We start from the raw sequence: 19,352 nt of genomic DNA, 5'->3' as shown, positions 1-19,352 counted from the left end.
GTTGTTCATTATTAATCGCCCCAAAAAATATTTCACCTGACCTAAAAAACTAGGACACAGAGAGAGTAAATCTCTGGGTTTTTCCGAAAATTATTTTATCAATATGTTTGATTTTTATAAGATTATTAATATCGCCAATGCTCGGAAAAGTTAAGATTTTCTCAAAGTTCGTTATCTGATAAAGATTCCCTAAATTCTCTGCGGTTATAACCGGGACAACTCCAACGCTATCCCTTATTTTCTTTAATCGGCGAACTGGGTTTTCTGTGGCTGCGAGGTAGTGGTTTTTTATTGGCAATGTTGGCCATGCTTCAACCCCTCGATTCATTCAATTTAGCCACTCTGATTTCATCAGGATTTTTAGTATTGAGTGCTTTTAGTTTTGCCTGGTTACTCGGTTTAGTGCTTCCCGTCGCCCCGGGGGGAATTGGCATTTTTGAAGCTACGGCGATCGCCTTATTGCAAAATAATTTCCCCCCAGGCATTTTGCTTGGTGCGATCGCCTTTTATCGGCTGATTAGTTTGGCCGCCTAAGCCATTGGCGGGGCAAGCGCCTGGTTGATAGAAAAATATCTCAGAGACTAATCAACGAGAAAGCGCGATCGCCACACCAACCTTAATTTTTTTGCGGTTCCCACCCTTGTAAAATGTCTGGTGCCTCTATTTTTTGCGGAAAAATATTCTGCAAAGATTCTGCTCTTTCATTAGCCGGTGCTGGTGCCCAATTCCAGATACTTTCATAGAAAAAGAAAGAAACTCCCGCATATCCTTGATTTCGCACAATATTTACTTGGTCAGCAATATCAGCCATCGAAATCGGTCGCCCTTTTAAACCGGATAAAATCCCAATGCCGACGGGGATATGTTTACGGGCTTTTTGAATCGACTCATCCTGGAGTTCCACCATAAACGCATTGCGATCGCTCCGATAGATTTGCACAATCAATTCCTCGATAAAGCCTTTTTGTTCCCAAGTTGACCAATCCGCCAAAAACTCTCGATAAGAAAAATTTTGCGGATTAGGAGATACCCCTACAATCACATCTTCTTTTTCAGCTTTAATGGCTCTAAATAACTTTTCCATAAACTCGGTAATTTTATCCGCTCGCCACCGCAACCATTGAGGATCTTTGGGGTCACTGGGGGGTTCTTTCCCATTATTTTCTTTTTTATAAATTGCTATGGTAAATTCATCGTACCCAAACTCAGAGGGTAGCCCAAAGTGATCGTCTAATTGAATCCCATCGATATCATAGTTACGCACAGCTTCCACGATTAAATCAATCAGAAATTGTTGCACTTCTGGATGAAAAGGATTCAGCCAAACTCGCGGATGGGCTCCTTCCATTTTCACCTGAGTGCCATCACTACGTTTGGTAATCCAATTAGGACGACGACGGGCTAATTCTGAATCTGCTGGAGCCATAAAACCAAACTCAAACCAAGGAATTACTCGTAAATTTTTTGCCCGACTATGGCGAATAATTTCTGCTAAAACATCGCGATCGCGCAACCCTGGATCTGGATCAATTTTACTGCCGACCACATTGTCAGCCACTTGACTCGGATACAGAGTATAACCCCAATTCCAAACCGTCGGATAAACCGTATTAAAATTCAAATCCGCCAGACGAGCGATCGCCGCTGCCACATTTTCCGAAGCAAATAATACCTCACTATCAATATTAGTCAACCACACCCCACGAATTTCCCCATTTGTGATTGCCTGACTGGGACTTCTTGTCGGCGGCTGATTCTGTGAAGTTGGCGGATTATTTCCTACCGGAGTTTCGGTCTGATTACTTCCTGCATTTGGCGGGTTATTCGCTACCGGAGTTTGGGGATTACCCGTTGCCAATGGTTTGTCAGCCCCAGTAATTTCTGAACTTAATCCATTTGCCCTAGCAATATATTGAATCGGAATTGGCGAATAAACCCCCATTAAACTTTGACAGAAAAAAGCCGCCACTTCTGCGCGAGTTGCCGGTTGATTGGGATTAAATTCCCGCACATTAGGATAATTCACCAAAAGCTGTCTTTCAATAGCAGCCGCGATCGCACTTCTAGCGTACTCTGGAATCCCTTGGGCATCATTCAAAGCTAAATCTAATTGATCGGGTGTTAACTGATTAGCAGAATAGTTTAATCCCGCCGTAATTGCTACCAAAACTTGCACCTTGGGAATCTTTTGATTAGGATTAAAAATTCGTCCCGAATATCCCGATAAAAAAGCTCTTTTATAAGCTTCCCGAATCGCATTTTCAGCCCAAAAATCCGTAGGAATATCAATAAATTGAATCGGTTCTCTAACGGATTCTCGGTTGGAAAAAGCCGTCATTAATAGACTGGCAAATTCAGCGCGAGTAACGGGGGCATTGGGACGAAAACTGCCGTCCGGGTATCCATTAATAATCCGTCTATTTTTTAATTCACTAATACAAGCCCTAGCCCAATGATCTTCAGTATCCGTAAACTGGGTTTGGGCGATCGCGGGGAACATTGACTGAGCAGTCAACCCGAACGCCAAGAATGAAGCCATACCTAAACGTCGCGAAAAAAACTCCAACATCATAGACACGATTAACAACAGTGATGACATTTTAGCCCGGGTTGATGCCGGCCTGTTAGCCAAAAAGTAAATTATTAATTATTATTTATTATCTATTAATTATTGATTATTGGTTATTGGTTGCCCCCCTTTGAAGGGGGGTTGGGGGAATTGGGGGGTTATTGGTTATTGGTTGCTAGTTGCTGGTTGTTAGTTGTTATTGTTTATTGTTTATTGTTTATTTGTTATTGATAAGTAAGTTAGCAGACATAAATTCAACACCCTATGGGCTAAAAAGCTGTCCCGAATTCAGCGGTGGGGCATCCCAGGATTTTTGAGACAGCCGATGTTATGTTTCTTTTAGACTTACAATAATTGCTACAACAATTGTTGAGAAAAGGGTGAATTATGGCTATTTAAGTGGCTATTTAATTAATTTGAGTTTGCCAAATCGGTAATGTTACTAAATTAAACCAAAACCGATCTATCAACTTGAGCACATGGGCAAATTCATCTAAAACAATTGGTTTTTTTAAATAACAATTAGCTCCTAGTTGATAAGCAATTAAAATATCTTTATCTGAAGAAGAATTTGTTAAAACCAAGACAGGGATATGTTTTAAATTATCATCATTTTTCAATTCTTTTAAAACTTCCCGACCATCTTTTTTTGGCATATTCAAATCCAGCAAAATCACGTCCGGTCGCACCGCATTGGCATATTCACCTTTTTGGAGCAGATAGGCCATCGCTTCGATGCCATCTTCTACCGTATTTAATTTCACAGAAATACTCTGATCCTGCAAAGTTTCGCGAGTCAGGTCGGCTTCCGCTTCGTCATCTTCCACTAATAATACTTCAACTAATCTGGTATTCATCGTTTGCCTCATCTATGGTTTTGATTATAGAAGTAAATTTTAGAGCCAATGGTGACTGATTGATTCACCTTAATGCTCCCAGACTCATTCATCCGCATAATTAATTTATTTGGATAAATTTATATCTAGCATATTTTTCATAATTTTTAATTAGTCAGCCATTGTATTTTTGGTATTTTTGTATTTTTTGTTTTTTTGTGAGCAAATACAGCCATATCATATATTATATATTTACCTAACCTAATATTTTTGACATTTTTGATATTTATTATGTTGATTATGTTGATCTTATTTTAATTAATCTTGTTGATAATTTGGTTGGGTGCTTCAAGCCAATGATTCATCATTATTATGCTTAAATGCTGAAATTATGCTGCTGATGAATTTTTTTAATGATCAATAATTAATTATTCGATCATTAAAAAAATTTAAGGGCATGAGTTATTTTAGGAATTAAGAATTTTCCGTTAGCCAATCTCAATCTTGTTATAACTAAAAATCGCAGATTTTCAGTAATCATGCTATCAAATGCTTTCACCCCTAACCGGTTAATAGATGGGGTTGTGGCAATAATAGGCTATGACGAATATTATGAGATGTTTTAATCATTAGGCGCTTTTGTCTCAAATATCGATAGGTTGTTATTAGGGATATGTTTTTTTCATCAGATTGTTGGTTGGGCAAATATTTGTTGATTTCGTGCAAAGGACAAAGAGGAAATAATGCTCAATCGCTTAAGCAAAATTAATTTTTTTTGACTAATAAGCAACGATAAACCGGAGCTTTATTTTTCAGGGTAGAAAGCTCTCTTTCCGTAGAAACCGGAAGAGGATTGTCTGGCAACCAGTCTGAATAATTCAGAGAAAAGCTGGGATGTGCTAAAAAGCGATCGCGCATTTCTCTGGCGACTTCTTCCACATCTGACTGTAAAAAAACTTCTCCTTCAGTGGTTAAATAATGCGCCAGAGTTTCCACTATATTCGGTTGTACCATTCGACGTTTTTGATGTCGTTTTTTAAACCAAGGATCGGGAAATTGAATCGAAACTCTTTGCAAGGTTTCCACAGGCAAAGATGCCAATAATCCGGGTAAAGATTGATTTACATTACAAAAAATATAATGTAGATTGTCTAAGCCCGCTCGATCTCGATTGGCGATCGCTTCATTAACCACGGCTTCACGAATTTCTAGCCCCAAATAATTCCACTCAGGGACTACTTGTGCCATCAAGAGCAAAAAACCTCCCCAAGCGCAGCCAATATCTAAATGGAGTGGTTTAGTCAAGTCAGAATAAACTTGAGGCCAATCTGGGGGTGTCACTGGCTTTTCATACGCTTGACTCAGTGGATTTACATGTTGGCGAACTCGTACCCGTACCAAATGTTTAGACCTCCTTTGTGTAAAGTGGTGGGATTTTTACAGAAATTTTCGCAGAAAAATAGCCTCGCCGAGCAAATCCCTGAAAACACTTGACAGTTTTTTTGGGATTTTTGAGGGCATTTCTGTCTGCTTTAATCGGATCAAGTTGGCATCAGCCGTTAAAGTTACCGATGACTAATCTATATTATTCAATATATCAAATTTTTTTAAAAATAGATCGGCAAAAAAACCCAGAATGTCATCTGGGTTCAACCCGTGGTCAAGCGATCGCGCCTCTCTACCGTTTCTTGGCGGTTAACCAGGGCAATAGTAAAGATATGGTGTAAAGTTATATTACAATATTACAAACAACCAAACAACCCAGGATTTCCCCAGGGGTTCCAAAAGCATTGTGGGCGATCGGCAACAGAATCAATCGGAAAAAGAGAGAGCGACGGCAACTTACAGCTTATTCAGGAAATACATCTAACAGGCAAGGTGATAGACTAGAGGCACACTGAATCCAGACCAGATTCAGTTATGAGCCGTTACTCCCTTGACCTCAGAAAAAAAAGTTGTTGCTGCTTAAAAATTGGGCTTTGGTTCAATTCGACAGCTTGCCGATCGGTTTATGATTAGCCTTCATCCGGTTCACAGTTATATCAAACGACATCGGGAAACTCAAGACTTAACGCTTAAAAATACTGGTTCAACTCGCCCCGGAAAACTTGAAGCGCATCAAGATGAAAATTGTTTTTATGGTGCAAGAACACCCGGATTTGACTCGGCGACAGTATTGCCAGCATCTATTACAAGAGTAAAATACTTATGCCAGTTTAGGGGGTATGTGTGAGTTTCTAAAAAAGAAGGGCTGACGCTGAAAAGATGAGACGGCTTTTTCGGTAGGCATGAGTCGGGAGATACCCCGGAGTGAAAAAAACAAAAAGGCATTCTGTTTCAGACAGTTTTAACAGGGCAGGAAAATGACCTTGGTCGGGGCGATTTGAAGCACAAGGGTTTGTGGCGATAAAAGCGATGATTTGCTCCATGAAAGGGAAAGACTTTAGGGAGTTTGTCGAGAGCGAACTGATACCGAAACTCAAGCTAAAGGATGTAACGATTGTGGATAATCTCAATATTCATAAAATGGAAGGCATCGAAGAACCGTTCGCGGAGCGTTGCGGATGCAACATCGCCTCTGCCGGAGCAAGAGTAGAGTCCTTACCACCATACTCACCAGACTTTAACAAGATTGAGATGTTGTGGTCAACGATTAAGTCAATGGTTAGACTTTTGCCTACACAAGCGATCGAGGCAACAGTTGGTTCAACTTGCTTTGAGGCTGGTCGGACAAATTTTAAGAACTGGTTTACCAAATGCTCCTACTGCACTAGCTAATTAATGAACAAACTGTAACTGTAGCAATAATTTTTGAAACTGGCATGATTTTCAGATAGTGATTGGCAGCGCATAGGTACACTATTTTATTTTCAAATTTATTTTCAAATAGCGATCGCTTTCTTAAGACTCCGAACTAAGAAACCGAGTTTCTTTTTTGCCTCCCACAGAAAGCCGGTTTTTGGCTTCTATATATATGTCAGCACAGTTTTCCACTTTAACATTTTTTATATCTTAGCGGTGATATTGGGATTTGTCAATAGTTTTTGGAGAAAAAATTGGCGGTTTTACCAATTCAGACACAGAGAGGCACAGAGAGGGAAGAGAGAAACCCGGTTTATTGAAGAAACNNGTTTCTTCAATAAACCGGGTTTTCGTTTATTTCGCCACGACAAAGTTGACTAATTTATCGGGGACGACAATGACTTTTTTCACTTCAGCATCACCAATATAGCGTTGGTAAATTTCTGAGTCACGAGCACATTGTTCTAAGGCGGCTTTATCTAAGCCCGCAGGGGCTTGAATTGTGCCGCGAGTTTTGCCCATAATTTGAATCACGAGGGTGATTTCATCCAGGACTAAAGCTTCGGGGTCAACTTTTGGCCAAGGTTGAGTATGGACTGAGTTTTGATAGCCGCGAATTTGCCATAATTCCTCCGCAATATGGGGGGCAAATGGGGCAAGTAACATAATTAAGGTTTCGATACCTTCGCCATAAACCGGAGAGTTAGTGCATTTAGCTTCAGTTAAGGCGTTACTGAGTTTCATTAACTCAGAAATTGCCGTGTTAAATTGATATTCTCCATCTAAATCTTCGGTGATTTCTTTGATGGCGGTATGGACTGCCCGCCGTAAGTCTTTTTCGGCTTTATCTAATTTATCAGTCTTGATAGATTTGGGGGCGTTACCGTTATATTCAGTGACTAATCGCCACACCCGATTTAAGAACCGAGATTGTCCTTCTACGTCTGCATCATCCCATTCTAAATCTTTTTCTGGGGGGGCTTTAAACAGGATAAACATCCGCGCCGTATCTGCCCCATATTTGGCCATGACTTCTAATGGGTCAACGCCGTTATATTTAGATTTGGACATTTTTTCATAGAAGACTTCCAAGGGTTCCCCGGTGGTGGGATCTTTGGGGTCGTTGGGATTAACTTGGGCTGGGGGAATATATTTCCCAGTGGTACGATTTTTGTAGGTCATGGCTTGTACCATGCCTTGAGTTAATAGCCGTTGGAATGGTTCGTCAAAGTTACATAAGCCGCGATCGCGCAATACTTTGGTAAAGAAACGAGAATAAAGCAAATGTAGAATTGCGTGTTCAATTCCCCCCACATATTGATCCACGGGCAACCAGTCATTTACCTTAGCTTTTTCAAAGGCTACTTGCTCGTTTTTGGCATCGGCATAACGCAAGAAATACCAGGAAGAATCAATAAAAGTATCCATCGTATCGGTTTCCCGTTTAGCCGGTTCTCCACAGCTAGGACAAGGCACATTTACCCAGTTTTCTAACTTGGCCAAAGGACTCGCCCCACGACCAGAAAATTCCACATCTTCGGGTAATTTTACCGGCAAATCTGCATCAGGAACCGGGACAGTTCCACAACTGGGACAGTGAATCACGGGAATGGGCGCACCCCAATAACGTTGACGAGAAATCAACCAATCTCTCAGGCGATATTGGATTCGCGCTTTGCCCCAACCTTCTGTTTCCGCTTTGTCAATAATTGCCTGTTTTCCTTGAGTAGAATCCATGCCATCAAATTCCCCGGAATTAATCATTATTCCCGGTTCGGTATAGGCTTCTGTTAAAGCTTCGGCGGTTTCCGTATTATTGGGGACAATTACGGTTTTAATTCCCAGGTTATTTTCACGGGCAAATTTAAAATCACGAATATCATGGGCAGGAACTCCCATGACTGCCCCAGTGCCATATTCATAGAGTACATAATCCGCAATCCAAATGGGAATTTCTTCCCCAGTAAAAGGATTAATCGCTTTGCCTCCAGTGGGAATACCGCGCTTGGGTTTATCTTCGGCAGTTCGTTCTAATTCACTTTGGCTACCCACTTCTTTGATAAATGTTTCTACGGCAGCTTTTCTATCTGCGGTAGTGACGCGAGGGGTTAACGGATGTTCGGGGGCTAAAACCACATAAGTCACCCCATAAACCGTGTCGGGACGAGTGGTAAATACGCCGATTTTTTCATCCATGCCGATAATGGGAAATTCTAAATAAGCCCCGGTGGATTTGCCGATCCAATTTGCTTGCATCAATTTGACGCGATCAGGCCATCCGGTGAGTTTATCTAAGTCATTTAATAATTGTTCGCCATAGTCGGTAATTTTGAGGAACCATTGCCGCAATAGTTTGCGTTCAACGATCGCCCCCGATCGCCACGATCGCCCCTCATTATCTACTTGTTCATTGGCTAAAACTGTTTGGTCGATGGGGTCCCAATTCACCGCAGCTTCTTTTTGATAAGCCAAACCTGCTTGATAGAATTGCAGGAAAATCCACTGAGTCCATTTATAATAGTCCGGGGAACAGGTGGTCACTTCCCGACTCCAGTCAAAAGAAATACCCAATTTCTGCAATTGCCCTTTCATTTGGGCAATATTTTGATAAGTCCATTTTGCCGGATGAATTCCTCGCTCGATCGCCGCATTTTCTGCGGGCAAACCAAAAGCATCCCATCCCATTGGGTTAAGTACCCGATAACCTTGCATTCGCTTCAATCGGGCAATCACATCAGTAATGGTGTAAACCCGCACATGACCCATGTGTAGATTGCCGGATGGGTAGGGAAACATCGACAGAGTATAGAATTTTGGCTTTTGGCTATTCTCCTCTGTGCGATCGGCGTTTTGCTCGATCCAAGTCTGCTGCCATTTTTCTTCAATGGACGCGGGGTTATATTTTGACTCCACGAAAATCACTCCTGCTGTCTTGCGGTCATGGATATGTCATGGATATTATATCCGGGGATATGCTTTGATTTGTTATTCGTTATTAGTTGTTGGTTGGTTGTTGGGGGTTGCTTGCCCCTTAAGCTGGATTAGACAGCACCAGTGATATTTCAACCAGTCAATATACTACAGTTGTAACATTATGGTCAGATATTAAATAAGCTAGATTAAAAGGGTTGGTGCAGTATGATTTTGTCTGGGGCAGGGTCAAACAATTAAATAATTAATTGTTAATTCGTAACTTACCAGCTAAGACAAGCGTTCATGGGTGATGACTCCAGATAAAAATCAAAACAAAGAAAAATTGCGCCGACTAGAGGTAATAGCAACAACGCCAGAAGCAAAGTTAATTGAAAATCCAGAAACACGCTTTCCACGGGAAGAGGCTAAAGCGATCGATCAAGCTCAAGAAGTAATGAATGACTTGTATCGAGAACGGGCTGAATATGGTGATGGCAGTTCTGCATTTATGGTAATAAAAGAACAGTTTGAAGGTGGTGTAGGAAATGAGCCAAAGTCACTGAAAAAAAAATACGCTTCACGATCGCAAGTGTAGACAATATATTAAAGGACTAAAAAAACACCTGCCAAATTTACCTCCAGAAGCTAGGCAAAGAATCCAATATGAAATACAAAAGATAGAAGAAGCACTGCAATGGGCTGAAGATTACAAAAATGGTAAAGATCCAAAGATTCCCGCTTGGGCAAAACCTTGGAAAGAACAGTTAGGAGAATAACAAATGGATACTCTTAAAAAACTTAACGACTTGAAATCAACCTATACAGGCATAAATTGGCGGGGGATAAAAGTTCCTCCTGCTATCAAGCCAAAAGATTCTCTAAGTTTCTGCGATTTGCGAGATGCGATATTCGATGGAGTAGACCTGTCAAATGTCGAGTTTTTTGGCTGTCTTCTCAATGGGGCATCGTTTCGGGAAGCGATTTTGTACGAAACCAAATTTTCTTACTGTTTTTCTTCTCCTGATTATGCGCCTACAGATTTTAGAACTGCTAAATGGCAAAACGTAAAAATAAACGATTCTCATCTTATATCGTGTTTGTTCGATCCGGAAAATAAACCAACTTTTGCCAATAGTTTATGGGATGATGAATTTATCATAGGAGATAAACTTCCAGATTGTTTATCCTGGCCATCAGAAGTCGTTGCGACGGCCACAAAAATGCTTTCGGAACGAAATGATATTAGGTACGATGCAGTCGAAGAATTAGGCAATTTAGGCAATTTTGTGGCAGCGCCAATTTTGGGCTGTATGCTGGCTGACTCAGAGTGGGATGTGCGATCTATCGCATTCCAAGCATTAGAAAAGCTCATTCCTCGGCATCTATTTAATCAAACAAATAAATTATTTGAATGGATGTTATTACGTTTAGTAGATGAGCATTCTATTGTTCGGCAGAATGCCAGCAAATTGATTGACAATTTATGCAGAAACAAGATAGACATGGGTTATGCGATCGCGAAAATGCTTGAGTCTCCCTTGTTTGAAGAACAACTCACCGCAGTGGTTATGGCGGTTAAACTTAGCCCCCTCGATAAAAAATACTTTACGTTGTTGAAACGGAATCATCTGAAAAATATTCTGTTCAAAAAAATTGAAGAGATTCCCAAGCAATTTCCCCACTTTTTGAGATTGATTCAGTACACGAACGGCGAACTGATTGAAACTGCATATAACAATAATGTCAATCTATTATTAGATTTGATGGAAGAAATGCTCCAGTCTCCATTATTGATGGAACAATTCACCGCAGTGGGAATTGCGATTGAACTCAGCGAAGTTGATGATGAATACTTGAGTTTGCTGGAACGGGATGACGTGAAAAAGATTCTATTTCAGGAATTAAGAGAGGTTCCAGAGCAATGTTCCCATCTTTTAAGATTAATTGAGGGTGCTAAAGAAAACCTATTGAGCGATCGCGATATAGTCATTCGCTAGGGTGCGTCTTTGCGGTGAAAAAAATTTATTCTCCTCTCCCAGAAACCGGGTTTCTTTTTTTACCCTTACCCAATAAATATAAAAGTTATCCCAGATATAAAAGTTATCCCAGAAACCCGGTTTCTTGCTTGCGGGTTTGGAAAAAGCGATCGCCTTCTCCCAGAAACCGGGTTTCTTTTTTTAGCTTTACCCAAGAAATATAAAAGTTATCCCAGAAACCCCGTTTCTTAGATCGTAACTTTGCGATTACCGGCATATTACAGAAAAATTTTATATTTTTACTCTGATCTTTGGGATATAAAGCTTATCCAAAAAAACATTTTTTTGTTTTACAGCTATTGACAAATAAAAGTAAATTGCTTATGATAATTATTGATGATTCCGGTTAATAGGGGCTTTTCACATCAGCAAAAAAGCCCAAGCATAGCCAGGGTCGCCCGGCCCGGAGTTGCGCCTTAAGCGTCCGCCTTATCGGGTTAAAAACATCAGATTCTTAAAGTGTAATTCCGGGCCAGGCAAATCCCTTTATGCTCCACACTTCACCAGGGAAGCCCCTGTGAGGGGGCTTCCCTTTGCCGTTTTTTCGTGGGCGATCGTAAAACAATCATATTTAGGAACAAGGAAAACAACAAACAACAAACAACAAACAGCAAATAAATAACAATATGTTAACCAAAATATTCGTCTACGGTACACTCAAACCCGGTGAATGCAACTATTACCGCTATTGTGAAGGGAAGGTCATCAAAGCCGAAGAAGCGATCGCCTTTGGACAACTCTTTCACTTATCTGAACTGGGTTATCCCGGAATGACATTAGGTCAAGGGAAAGTTCACGGAGTCGTCCTATCTTTTACTGACCCGAATATTTTTCAAAGTATTGATGTATTAGAAGGCTATGATCCAAATCGACCCCCTGAAGCAAACGAATATAACCGGCAACAGATTGAAGTGTACACTGTCACCGGCATATCCCTGGGATTAGTTTGGACATATATTATGACACCGCAACGAGTCAGTTTGCGGGGCGGGGTTTTTTTACCAGAAGGAATATGGTGTGTCCCGACCAATGAGCAAACTATAGAGTGAAAGGAAACTGGGCAAGTTACTTTTGCTTAGTATTTGCTTAGTATTTGCTTAGTATTTGCTTAGTATCTTTGCTCAGTGGAATTATATTGATCGTTAGAGTAAGATTGTCTTTCGTAGTTCATCGGTACAGCCACCGCAGCTTTAGGAATCGGCACGATCGGTCGGTTTAAGGCGATCATTAATTGCTGGGATTCCACATTATTGTCAGAAGACTTCGCCAGTTGAGTGACTGAAGGTACTCCGGGAACCAGACCCAAAAGGGCGGCCACAAATAAAGCCGCGATCGCCCCCAAGCCCATCTTAGCCATGTTTCGCCGACGACGTTGATCCAACAGCCAGAAAAATCGCTCAACCGTCTCAGCAGTAGATGCCGATGATTGGGGAACGGGCATTTGCTGGAGATTTTGGCGAATCCGCAACAAGTGCAAATACAGGCTTTTCACTTCTGGATCGTTGTCCAGCCATTGATTTACCTGACGGCGTTCTTCCGGAGTTGCTTCACCGTCGATATAGGCACTCAGCAATGAGAACGCATCAATATTTAGCTTTGCAGCCAGACTATTGGCTTGGGCAAGAGGGTTTTTTGCTGGTAAGCTAGGGCTCCCAGGCAGGCGATCAATGGAATGATTGTTATATGACTCGGTTTTGGAGGTCATTTTCACATCACCACCAAGTTAAACTGGGGAAAGATACCCCGAATAAAAAATGCAAGGTATATCATTATTCATTATAACGAATTTTTTTCCCTCGATATTTTATCTATCTGAGGCCATTGGCACCACTTCCAGATATTTAGCCAATATTTAGCCAATATTTAACCAATATGAAAAATAATCTGGAAAATAATCTGGAAAATAATCTGGAAAATAATCTGGAAAATAATATGGAGTGGATCTCGGCATCTTTAGCTGTTCAAATAGTCTTGTAATTGAACTTGTAAGCGTTGGCGAGCTCTAGCAATGCGGGACTTTACGGTTCCCAGGGATACGCCGGTAATTTCGGCGATTTCCTCATAAGCCATGCCATCAATTTCGCGTAAGACAATAGTTGTTCTAAAGACTTCCGGCAAATCGGCGATCGCTTCTCGCAGTTGATCGTAAAACTCACGGGTACTCAGGTCTTCATCTGGTCCTGGGCGATCAGCAGCAATATCCCAATCCATTTCTCCGTCCTCGACAGTGCGAGGAGCATCAAGGGAGATCGGGGGACGGACTCGTTTGCGTTTACGCAATTCATCGTAAAACAGGTTAGTAGCAATCCGACTCAACCAACCCCGGAACTTCACGGGATCTTTTAAGCGATTGATATTCCGGTAAACCCGGATCCAAACTTCTTGGGCTAAGTCTGCTCGGTCTTGCCAGTCAGGAGCCAAATGATAGAGAATCTTTTCTACATGGGACTGGTGACGGCGCAGCAGTTCAGTAAAGGCGGCACGATCTGGATGCACCCCTTCCTGACAACGTAGTACCAAATCATTATTTGAAAGTTGTTCTGGAGTGGAAACCGCTTGGGTTTTAGCGGTTTGGGAATTGGACCAAGATGCAGAAGGAGAGTAACTCATGGAAGTGGAATTAGCTAAACAACAGATTCCTTGATGGTTGACAGTGCCATTGTGGCAGATGTTCCTGAATTCTTCCAGGGTTTAGTAGGCACTTTTAAGAATGGCTGTCACAAATCAAGATTTGAACACAATCTAGAATCGGCAATCGTCAGAAATCCTTAAAGTCAAGGATATGGACAAAGAAAATGGAGGTTGTCCCAAAACCAACCGCGATCACCAGTGATCAGCTTTTTGTTGATTTTTTCCTGGCCGGGGCAGTGCCTCCTGCCTTTACTTCGTATTTCAGGCACGATGCCTAGAATCAGCAAGATTAGGAGAGGAGATTTTTGGGAGATTTTTCTTAATTGTACACCTTACTCCTGGCTCTGAACTATTCTAGATAAATTATGGGACATTTTTTCTCAAAAACATTCAGTAATTATACTGATTTTGCCAGGGAGCAGTGTATCAACTATATCAGTTGAATTTTAGCTGAAAATTTCAACGTTAATCTTTATGATTGTTTTGGCGTCAACCCTAGAAATTATAGTTTTTTATGCTATTATATCTATGTTTACCTAAATTTACCCTAGCTTTTATTTAGCACACAGAATATAAATAATTCTGTAAAACATAAAATTATCCGCAGATCATCCTAGGTATTACCGCGTTAAAACTACTGATAATTATTTTTTATCCAGAGAATATTATCGGAATAATAACTCAATTTCTCTGAGAAGACTCCACAGAGAAATTGATGAGATTTTTTTAAGATTTAACTGCCCTTTAACTCCCCTTTAGTTCCAAGCCCCAGGATTCCCGTCCTGAATGAAAGTTTCTGATTGAAAATGATTAGAAATGACTGAAAATGCCTGAAAATCACTGAGGTTAGTTAAAAGTAATTAGTTACGGGGTTTAAGGGACTGATTCGGCTTCGCAAGCGCCGATACTGACCCAATGGCTAGAACCATCAGCCCAATGCTCTTTTTTCCAAATCGGCGCATTATGTTTTAGGGTGTCGATCGCATAGCGGCAAGCGGCAAAGGCTTCTGCCCGATGGGGGCAACCTACTGCCACTAGGACGCTAGTGTCGCCGATTTTCAGGCTGCCAGTACGATGGTGAATCACCACCCGATTCACATCAGGCCATTGTTGTCTAATTTGGACAGCGATTTGACGAAAAATCGCGATCGCCATTGGTTCATAAGCCTGATATTCCAGAAACACCACAGGCTTACCATCGGTTTGATTTCTAACTGTGCCACTCATTACCACCACCGCACCATTGGCCGGATCGTCCGCCAGCCGATAAACCTCATCCAGGGATAAGGGAGCAAAAGTGATGGTAAAGCGATCGCGGGGATCTTGTTCTATCAGCGATGGAGCAGTTTTCATTACAGGATTCAAATTTTGCCACCCCCCATAAGGTATAACAAGGCCATACGGACTGCTACCCCACTGGTCACTTGTTGGGAAACTAGGCTGAATTCTGGGGAGTCCATCAGGTCAGAACTAAGTTCAACCCCTCGGTTGACCGGCCCTGGGTGCATCACTTTCACGGTAGGTTTACAGAGTTTGAGGCGATCGCGAGTAATGCCGAATTGTTGATGATATTCTCGACCACTGGGCAACAAATGCTGACTCATACGTTCTTTTTGCAATCGCAAGGTCATCACAAAATCAGCATTTTCTAAGGCTGGATCTAAGTTCCAATGTAAAAACATTTTTCCCGGTCGGTTTTGACCCATCGCCTCAAACAACCGAGGTAGCAGAGTCGGTGGGCCTGCTAAATGTAACTCTGCCCCTGCCGCAGCAGTTAAACTCCAGATATTCGATCGCGCCACTCGTGAATGCAGAACATCACCCACAATAGCAATTTTTTTGCCCGCTAACAGGTCAAGTCGGGGCTGTTCCGGATCTAAGACCAGGCAAATCGTAAACAGATCGAGGAGTGCTTGGGAGGGGTGTTCATGCTGACCGTCCCCGGCATTGAGAACCCCGACTCCTGATTGCAAACGATCCATTTCGTTGGCGATCGCCTGGGGAACTCCTGCCTGTTGATGGCGAATTACCATCAGGTCAGTTCCCATTGCCAGATAGGTTTTTGCCGTATCTAAAATGGTTTCTCCTTTAGTCAGGGAAGAAGAACCGGGGGCAAAATTCAGAGTATCTGCACTGAGACGTTTGGCGGCTAGTTCAAAGCTACTGCGAGTTCGGGTAGAGGGTTCAAAAAATAAGTTCGTGACTACTTGACCTTGGAGGGTGGGAACTTTCTTCACCCGACGGGAGAGCACTTCCCGAAAACTAGCAGCGGTTTGCAGTACGGTGTCATAGTCGGCAGGAGTAAAACTTTCTAAAGAAATAATGTGGCGGTGAGTCCAGGAGGTGGTAGACATGGTTGTAACCAACTTTAATTGCGTCCTCAAAAAATATATCGCCAGAGTGACCCTTACTGGCATAATTTTACTGAGTTTAACCGGGTGTCGCACTTCCACAGAGGTGCAGTCCACGGCAGTTGCCCTGCCCCAACCCAAGGCAATAACCCAAACAGAGGCGATGCCGCAAAGCGGATCCCTTACGGGAAACGCCCCGCCTAAATCTGTTGATGAAGCGAGGGGGAAGCATTCCGGGAATAGGTTGCCGGTTTTTAGCGATATCATATCTGCCGGAATGCTTCCCCCCTACAGGGTGGCACCATCGAAATCCACGACAGAAGGATCGTCTAAGATTGTCCCGCAAAACTTACCCCTTCAGATTAAGCCAGATCCGCTCAAAACCGTGAGGGTGAATTTATATCAGCCGGATATTGAATGCAAAAAGCTGATGCCCGAACCCGTAGCCGTCGATCGCGATCGAGCAATGGATGCAGCGGTGAGCAAAGTATTGCAAGAAAGAAATAGCGCTGATTTTACCGTTGCCGGGTATCGGATTAATATTGATGACGATGGAGTCGCCACCGTTGATTTACGCCTCAAACCTGACTCGCGTCGTCAGTTTATCTCTTTATCCTTATGCGAACAGTTTGCCCTCTTTGGTAGCCTCCGAGAAACCTTAATGAATCATCCTGACTGGAAAATTAAGGCGGTTCAGTTCACCGAACGGGGTGAGTTGATTCAGCTTTAGTTGGTTGTTAGTTGTTGTTTGTTGGTGGTTCTTCGTTCTTCGTTCTTAGTTCTTAGTCCAATAACAAATAACAAACAACAAATAACCAACAACAGCCAACAAAGAACAAACAACCAACAACCAACAACCAACAACAAAAAACCACCGTTGGCACCAAAACCGATAGATTTGCTATGCTAAAAGTCAACGTCCAATCATAATTGGTGATCTAGCGTACACATTCAGTGCAGAGTCGCAAATAGACTCTACTGATAGCTAGTCGCCCAGGGGTTGTCAATCAAAGGATCGACAAAACGTCTAAATTCTCCTTGACGGTTACTCGGTTACAGCCCAGGCAGCAAAACCACAGAATCGTCTGATTTGTTCCTGGTTGTTCCTGGAAAAGGTTGGTGACAATCAAATCAACCTGAACCAATGAGTTCAATGTTTTTCTGGGCGATTCGCGCAGCGATCCGCTCTCGCGGAATCGCGGCTCAAAAAACTTTAAGGGCTGGTCGAAAAAAATTCCAACGCATCTGGCGACACCGCTTTTGTCTTCAGCCGATCGCCTGACGGCTAAATAAAAGACAGCAACGGGGTGGCGATTCGTTGAAATTAGGTTAAAAAAAATAAAACAGGAAAACCGAGGAACGATTTGATTTCCGCTTCGGTAATATCAGTACCCAGAAAAGGGGGATGATTTAATCGGGGATGGTATTTCCTCGCCATACTTGTACGCCACTTGCTCTACTTGGGAAAACCCCAAGCCTGTCCCCGCGAGGGGAACCGCAGTGGCTTAGGATCTTCCGCGTCATAAGCATCAGTAATGGGGATATGCCATGTTTGAACGGTTTACAGAAAAAGCTATCAAGGTAATTATGCTGGCCCAGGAGGAAGCTCGTCGCTTGGGTCATAACTTCGTGGGAACTGAGCAGATCCTATTAGGTCTGATCGGCGAAGGCACGGGGGTAGCCGCCAAGGTTCTCAAGTCAATGGGGGTAAACCTCAAAGACGCCCGGATTGAAGTGGAAAAAATCATTGGTCGGGGTTCTGGCTTCGTGGCGGTGGAAATTCCGTTTACTCCTCGTGCTAAGAGAGTTTTAGAACTGTCTTTAGAAGAAGCCCGCCAGTTGGGTCACAACTATATCGGTACAGAACATTTGCTCCTAGGGTTAATCCGCGAAGGGGAAGGGGTGGCGGCCAGAGTTCTGGAAAATCTGGGGGTTGACCTCGGAAAAGTCCGCACCCAAGTGATTCGGATGTTAGGAGAAACCGCCGAAGTGACGGCGGGTGGTTCTAGTGGCTCCCGGAATAAAACTCCGACTTTGGATGAGTTTGGCTCTAATCTGACTCAAATGGCCACGGAAGGCAAGTTAGATCCAGTGGTGGGTCGGATGAAAGAAATTGAGCGGGTGATCCAGATTCTCGGTCGGCGGACTAAGAACAATCCCGTGTTGATTGGGGAACCCGGGGTCGGCAAAACCGCGATCGCCGAAGGTTTAGCCCAACGAATCGCCACCGGAGATGTTCCAGATATCCTGGAAGATAAGCGCGTTGTGACTCTGGATATTGGTTTGCTGGTGGCGGGAACCAAGTATCGGGGCGAGTTTGAAGAGCGCTTGAAAAAAATCATGGATGAAATCCGTTCCGCCCGGAATGTGATTCTGGTGATTGATGAAGTCCATACCCTGATTGGGGCTGGGGCAGCGGAAGGGGCGATCGATGCGGCGAATATTCTCAAGCCGGCTTTAGCCCGAGGCGAACTCCAATGCATTGGCGCTACTACTCTGGATGAGTATCGCAAGCATATCGAACGGGATGCCGCCCTGGAACGCCGGTTTCAGCCAGTGATGGTGGGTGAACCGACCGTTGAAGAAACCATTGAGATTCTCTTTGGTTTGCGCGATCGCTACGAGGAACACCATAAGTTGAAAATTTCCGACGAAGCCCTGGATGCAGCGGCGAAACTGTCCGATCGCTATATTTCTGACCGCTATTTACCAGATAAGGCCATTGACTTAATTGATGAAGCCGGTTCGCGGGTGCGATTGCTGAATTCCCAGTTGCCTCCAGCAGCGAAGGAGTTAGACAAAGAACTGCGTCAAGTCCTAAAAGAAAAAGATGATGCCGTCCGGCAACAGGATTTTGACAAAGCCGGAGAATTGCGCGATCGCGAATTGGAAATTAAAGAAGAAATTCGGGCGATCGCTCAAAGCAAAAAGAAAGAAGGAATACAAAAAACCGACGTTTCCCCAGTCGTCACCGAAGAAGACATTGCCCACATTGTCTCCTCCTGGACTGGCGTCCCGGTCAACAAGCTGACCGAATCCGAATCGGAAAAACTACTGCACATGGAAGACACCCTGCACCAGCGGATGATCGGACAAGACGATGCGGTCAAAGCCGTATCCCGCGCCATTCGTCGCGCCCGGGTCGGACTGAAAAACCCCAACCGTCCCATCGCCTCTTTTATCTTCTCTGGACCGACCGGGGTGGGCAAAACCG

At 43.1% G+C, this 19,352-nt stretch carries 18 protein-coding genes; 9 read left to right on the top strand and 9 right to left on the bottom strand.

The features are described 5' to 3' along the window. The first annotated feature begins 306 nt into the window (after positions 1-306). Positions 307-534, top strand: coding sequence for a lysylphosphatidylglycerol synthase domain-containing protein (locus tag AM228_RS27220; RefSeq protein ID WP_156332105.1), 228 nt, complete (start codon positions 307-309; stop codon positions 532-534). 82 nt (positions 535-616) lie between these two features. Here AM228_RS27220 and AM228_RS27215 read toward each other — a convergent pair whose 3' ends face one another. The 3 genes from AM228_RS27215 to trmB all read right to left on the bottom strand — a co-directional run bounded on the left by AM228_RS27215 (position 617) and on the right by trmB (position 4,806). Continuing rightward, complete coding sequence (locus AM228_RS27215; protein ID WP_082349167.1) at positions 617-2,599, bottom strand: family 10 glycosylhydrolase; 1,983 nt, start codon at positions 2,597-2,599, stop codon at positions 617-619. 377 nt (positions 2,600-2,976) lie between these two features. Beyond that, positions 2,977-3,426, bottom strand: a complete 450-nt coding sequence (locus tag AM228_RS27210) for a response regulator (RefSeq protein ID WP_054470046.1) — start codon at positions 3,424-3,426, stop codon at positions 2,977-2,979. Positions 3,427-4,170: 744 nt separating this feature from the next. Beyond that, a complete protein-coding gene (trmB, locus tag AM228_RS27205) occupies positions 4,171-4,806 on the bottom strand; it encodes a tRNA (guanosine(46)-N7)-methyltransferase TrmB (RefSeq protein WP_054470045.1) in 636 nt (211 codons plus the stop codon). 170 nt (positions 4,807-4,976) lie between these two features. On the opposite strand from trmB, the gene AM228_RS33720 reads away from it, so the two are divergent. Together AM228_RS33720 and AM228_RS27195 are read left to right on the top strand one after the other, a co-directional pair. Then, complete coding sequence (locus AM228_RS33720; protein ID WP_156332104.1) at positions 4,977-5,132, top strand: hypothetical protein; 156 nt, start codon at positions 4,977-4,979, stop codon at positions 5,130-5,132. 700 nt (positions 5,133-5,832) lie between these two features. After that, positions 5,833-6,183, top strand: coding sequence for a transposase (locus AM228_RS27195; protein ID WP_054470043.1), 351 nt, complete (start codon positions 5,833-5,835; stop codon positions 6,181-6,183). Positions 6,184-6,561: 378 nt separating this feature from the next. Here AM228_RS27195 and leuS read toward each other — a convergent pair whose 3' ends face one another. Then, complete coding sequence (gene leuS / locus AM228_RS27190) at positions 6,562-9,120, bottom strand: leucine--tRNA ligase (RefSeq protein WP_054470049.1); 2,559 nt, start codon at positions 9,118-9,120, stop codon at positions 6,562-6,564. 307 nt (positions 9,121-9,427) lie between these two features. On the opposite strand from leuS, the gene AM228_RS27185 reads away from it, so the two are divergent. Beyond that, positions 9,428-9,715 (top strand): hypothetical protein, encoded by a 288-nt coding sequence (locus AM228_RS27185; protein WP_156332103.1) that lies wholly within the window; start codon positions 9,428-9,430, stop codon positions 9,713-9,715. A gap of 184 nt (positions 9,716-9,899) precedes the next feature. Continuing rightward, positions 9,900-11,117, top strand: coding sequence for a pentapeptide repeat-containing protein (locus AM228_RS27180; protein ID WP_054470041.1), 1,218 nt, complete (start codon positions 9,900-9,902; stop codon positions 11,115-11,117). Positions 11,118-11,220: 103 nt separating this feature from the next. Here the strand turns inward: AM228_RS27180 and AM228_RS33715 are convergent, their stop codons facing one another. Continuing rightward, positions 11,221-11,373, bottom strand: a complete 153-nt coding sequence (locus AM228_RS33715; RefSeq protein WP_156332102.1) for a hypothetical protein — start codon at positions 11,371-11,373, stop codon at positions 11,221-11,223. Positions 11,374-11,782: 409 nt separating this feature from the next. On the opposite strand from AM228_RS33715, the gene AM228_RS27175 reads away from it, so the two are divergent. Beyond that, positions 11,783-12,205, top strand: a complete 423-nt coding sequence (locus AM228_RS27175; protein WP_054470040.1) for a gamma-glutamylcyclotransferase — start codon at positions 11,783-11,785, stop codon at positions 12,203-12,205. A gap of 59 nt (positions 12,206-12,264) precedes the next feature. On the opposite strand, the gene AM228_RS27170 is transcribed toward AM228_RS27175, so the two are convergent. From AM228_RS27170 to AM228_RS27155, 4 genes are all read right to left on the bottom strand, one after another. Continuing rightward, complete coding sequence (locus AM228_RS27170; protein ID WP_054470039.1) at positions 12,265-12,861, bottom strand: anti-sigma factor; 597 nt, start codon at positions 12,859-12,861, stop codon at positions 12,265-12,267. A 248-nt stretch (positions 12,862-13,109) separates the two neighbouring features. Beyond that, positions 13,110-13,766 (bottom strand): sigma-70 family RNA polymerase sigma factor, encoded by a 657-nt coding sequence (locus AM228_RS27165; protein WP_054470038.1) that lies wholly within the window; start codon positions 13,764-13,766, stop codon positions 13,110-13,112. Between the two features lie 894 nt (positions 13,767-14,660). After that, on the bottom strand, positions 14,661-15,140 hold the full coding sequence (locus AM228_RS27160; RefSeq protein WP_054470037.1) for a molybdenum cofactor biosynthesis protein MoaE: 480 nt from the start codon (positions 15,138-15,140) through the stop codon (positions 14,661-14,663). 8 nt (positions 15,141-15,148) lie between these two features. After that, on the bottom strand, positions 15,149-16,141 hold the full coding sequence (locus AM228_RS27155; protein WP_054470036.1) for an aspartate carbamoyltransferase catalytic subunit: 993 nt from the start codon (positions 16,139-16,141) through the stop codon (positions 15,149-15,151). Here AM228_RS27155 and AM228_RS27150 point away from each other — a divergent pair. The 3 genes from AM228_RS27150 to AM228_RS27145 form a co-directional block, all read left to right on the top strand. After that, a complete protein-coding gene (locus AM228_RS27150) occupies positions 16,140-16,868 on the top strand; it encodes a hypothetical protein (protein WP_054470035.1) in 729 nt (242 codons plus the stop codon). The genes AM228_RS27155 and AM228_RS27150 overlap by 2 nt on opposite strands. 414 nt (positions 16,869-17,282) lie before the next feature. Beyond that, positions 17,283-17,420, top strand: coding sequence for a hypothetical protein (locus tag AM228_RS33710; RefSeq protein ID WP_156332101.1), 138 nt, complete (start codon positions 17,283-17,285; stop codon positions 17,418-17,420). Positions 17,421-17,686: 266 nt separating this feature from the next. Then, positions 17,687-19,352: ATP-dependent Clp protease ATP-binding subunit (locus AM228_RS27145; protein ID WP_054470034.1), on the top strand; the 1,666-nt coding region annotated here is incomplete at its 3' end.

The sequence above is a fragment of the Planktothricoides sp. SR001 genome (assembly GCF_001276715.1).
Lineage (GTDB): Bacteria > Cyanobacteriota > Cyanobacteriia > Cyanobacteriales > Laspinemataceae > Planktothricoides > Planktothricoides raciborskii.
The sequence above is the reverse complement of the archived record's forward strand: the minus strand, read 5'-3'. Positions and strand labels throughout refer to the sequence as shown.

Coding starts and splice junctions, on each gene's coding strand:
- AM228_RS27220 (WP_156332105.1), top strand. CDS start 307: ATGCTTCAACCCCTCGATTCATTCAATTTAGCCACTCTGATTTCATCA.
- AM228_RS27215 (WP_082349167.1), bottom strand. CDS start 2,599: ATGTCATCACTGTTGTTAATCGTGTCTATGATGTTGGAGTTTTTTTCG.
- AM228_RS27210 (WP_054470046.1), bottom strand. CDS start 3,426: ATGAATACCAGATTAGTTGAAGTATTATTAGTGGAAGATGACGAAGCG.
- AM228_RS33720 (WP_156332104.1), top strand. CDS start 4,977: ATGACTAATCTATATTATTCAATATATCAAATTTTTTTAAAAATAGAT.
- AM228_RS27195 (WP_054470043.1), top strand. CDS start 5,833: ATGAAAGGGAAAGACTTTAGGGAGTTTGTCGAGAGCGAACTGATACCG.
- AM228_RS27180 (WP_054470041.1), top strand. CDS start 9,900: ATGGATACTCTTAAAAAACTTAACGACTTGAAATCAACCTATACAGGC.
- AM228_RS33715 (WP_156332102.1), bottom strand. CDS start 11,373: ATGCCGGTAATCGCAAAGTTACGATCTAAGAAACGGGGTTTCTGGGAT.
- AM228_RS27175 (WP_054470040.1), top strand. CDS start 11,783: ATGTTAACCAAAATATTCGTCTACGGTACACTCAAACCCGGTGAATGC.
- AM228_RS27170 (WP_054470039.1), bottom strand. CDS start 12,861: ATGACCTCCAAAACCGAGTCATATAACAATCATTCCATTGATCGCCTG.
- AM228_RS27165 (WP_054470038.1), bottom strand. CDS start 13,766: ATGAGTTACTCTCCTTCTGCATCTTGGTCCAATTCCCAAACCGCTAAA.
- AM228_RS27160 (WP_054470037.1), bottom strand. CDS start 15,140: ATGAAAACTGCTCCATCGCTGATAGAACAAGATCCCCGCGATCGCTTT.
- AM228_RS27150 (WP_054470035.1), top strand. CDS start 16,140: ATGGTTGTAACCAACTTTAATTGCGTCCTCAAAAAATATATCGCCAGA.
- AM228_RS27155 (WP_054470036.1), bottom strand. CDS start 16,141: ATGTCTACCACCTCCTGGACTCACCGCCACATTATTTCTTTAGAAAGT.
- AM228_RS33710 (WP_156332101.1), top strand. CDS start 17,283: ATGAGTTCAATGTTTTTCTGGGCGATTCGCGCAGCGATCCGCTCTCGC.